Source organism: Actinosynnema sp. (assembly GCF_052038725.1).
In genome coordinates this window covers 1-2528 of sequence record NZ_JBQGCX010000768.1, presented here as the reverse complement: position 1 = coordinate 2528, position 2528 = coordinate 1, and the positions used below count along the sequence as shown (strand labels likewise).

At 76.6% G+C, this 2528-nt stretch carries 1 protein-coding gene; it reads right to left on the bottom strand.

Annotated features, from left to right (window positions below; all coding sequences use genetic code 11):
• Positions 1-2528 (bottom strand): MupA/Atu3671 family FMN-dependent luciferase-like monooxygenase (locus ACTUAL_RS15875; protein ID WP_440900805.1); only part of this gene is annotated, 2528 nt, incomplete at both ends.

The window sequence follows — 2528 nt, the reverse complement described above, 5'->3', positions numbered from 1 at the left end:
GCACGTCGGTGCGCGCGGCGGCCACCCGCTCGGGGAGGGTGCGCCCGGCGGGGGCGGGTGGCGGGACGTCCACGCCCCCGCGAGGCGCGGGGGAGAGCGGACCCGGCGTCCGGACGCCGGACGCGACGACCACCCGGTCGCGCCCCGGTTCCGGCAGCCCGTGCCCGGCCTGTCCCGGTCCCGCCTGCCCCGTTCCGGCCTGCCCCGTTCCGGCTTGCCCCGGTCCCGCCGCCGCGGGCCCGGCCGCGAGCGCGGCGATGCCCGCGAAGCCCGCGCGCACCAGGTTCGGCGGCGCGCCGAAGTCCACGAAGCACGCCACCTCGTCCACGCCCGCCGCCGCGAGCTCGACCAGCAGCGGACGGGCGTCCTCGGGGGTCCCGATCAGCGAGCGGCCGTCCGCGTAGCGGCGGAACGCGGCGTCGATCAGGTAGTCGCGGTCCTGCGCGCTCAGCTCGTCCAGGTCGACGCGGCGGGTCTGGTCGGCCAGCCGCGCGGACAGGTCCGCCGCGGCGCGCAGGTAGCCGCGCAGCGGTTCGCGGGCCGCGTCGCGCACCGCGTCCCGGTCCGCGCCGAGCAGGGTGTGCAGCAGCACGGCCACGTGCCCGGACGCCGGGTCGTGGCCAGCCCCGCGCAGCGCCTCCCGGTAGACGGCGATCCTGGCGCGCAGCGCCGCCACGTCCTGGTTGAGCAGGTTGGTGAGCACGCCCGCGCCGTGCGCGCCCGCCGCCGCGAACGTCTCCTCGCTGCTCAGCGCGGTCAACCACACCGGCAGCTCCGGGCGCACCGGCCTGGGGAAGACGCGGACCTCGGTCGTGCCCCCGCCCTCGCCGGGGAACGCGACCGCGTCCCCGCGCCACAGGGCGCGGACCTGCCCCATCGCGCGCAGGGTGTCCTGCTTGCGGGTGGCGAAGCCGCCGGGGGCCAGCACGAAGTCGCGGTCGTTCCAGCCGGAGGCGAACGCCAGCCCGACCCGACCGCCGGACAGCGCGTCGACCACGGCCCACTCCTCGGCCACGCGCGCCGGGTGGTGCAGCGGCAGCACGACGCTGCCCGCGCGCAGCGACAGGCGGGAGGTCTGCCTGGCCAGCGCGGCGGCGAGCACGGCCGGGTTGGGGGAGAAGCCGCCCAGGTCGTGGAAGTGCCGCTCCGGCAGCCAGATCGCGGACAGCCCGGCCTCGTCGGCGAACGCCGCCCCGTCGAACAGCAGGTCGTAGTGCTGGGCGGTGTCCACGCCCCGGCCGTCCCCGAAGTAGGACAGGCTCAGCTCGGGCAGGCGAGGGGGCGCGGCGGGCAGCGGGGCCCGCGCGGTCCTCGGCGCGGTCGTGGCGGCGGGCCGCCGGTCCCACACGCCCGCGTCGCGCATCTCGGTGACCGCGCCGACGAACGCGTCGCGGACCTGCTGGACATCGGAGTCGGTGTGCGCGGTGGACAGGAAGCACGTGCCGGTCTCGACCAGGAACGCGCCGTGGTGGCCGAGCGCGGTGCGCAGCGCCTCCACCTCGACCGGCTGGTGCACGAAGCTGTAGTTGTTCGTGCCCACCAGGCGGAAGAACGAGCCGTAGCGGGCGATCGACACGGGCGCGGACAGCGCCGCCAGCGCGTCGTTGACGTCGTCCACGAGGTCGGCGGCGCGCTCGTTCAGCCGCTCCTGCAGCGCGGGGCCCTCGTCCAGGAGCCTGCCCAGCACGGCGTTCGCGGCGGCCAGCGCGAGCGGGTGCTTGACGTAGGTGCCCGCCGTGTAGGTGGGGTCGACGCCGTCGGGCAGCCGGGACGGGCCGACCCACGTGCCGCCGTCCACCAGGTCGAGCAGGTCGCGCCGCCCGCCCACGGCGGCCATCGGCAGGCCCGCCGCGAGCGTCTTGCCGTAGGTGACCAGGTCGGCCCGGACGCCGAACCAGCCCTGCCCGCCCGCCGGGTGCACCCGGAAACCGGTCAGCACCTCGTCCATGACCAGCAGCGCGCCGTGCTCGGCGGTGATCCGGCGCAGCTCCCGCAGGAACGGCCCGGCGTGCTCGCCGGGGTTGCGGTTCTGCACCGGCTCGGTGACCACCGCCGCGATCCGGCCGCCGTGCTCGGTCAGGTGGTCGAGCGACTCCTGGCGGTTGAACGGGAGCACCACCACGTCGGACACCATCGAGGCGACCACGCCCGGCGACATGGGCGCGGCGGCGTGGTCCGGGTCGCCGGGCGTGCGGTTGACCAGGGTCCCGTCGAAGTGGCCGTGGTAGGCGTTGGAGAACAGCACGACGGTGGAGCGGCCGGTGGCGGCGCGGGCGACGCGCAGCGCGGTCATCACCGCCTCGGTGCCGGAGGTGCAGAAGTTGACCCGCTCCACGCCGGTCAGCGCCCGGATCTTGGCCGCCACGGCTCCGCTCAGCTCCGCCTCGGGGCCCAGGTGGATGCCCCGGTCGAGCTGGGCGCGCAGCGCGTCGACGACGAAGTCCGGGTTGTGGCCGAACAGGTGCGCGCCGAAGCCCATGGCCAGGTCGACGTACTCGTTGCCGTCCAGGTCCCACAGCCTCGCCCCC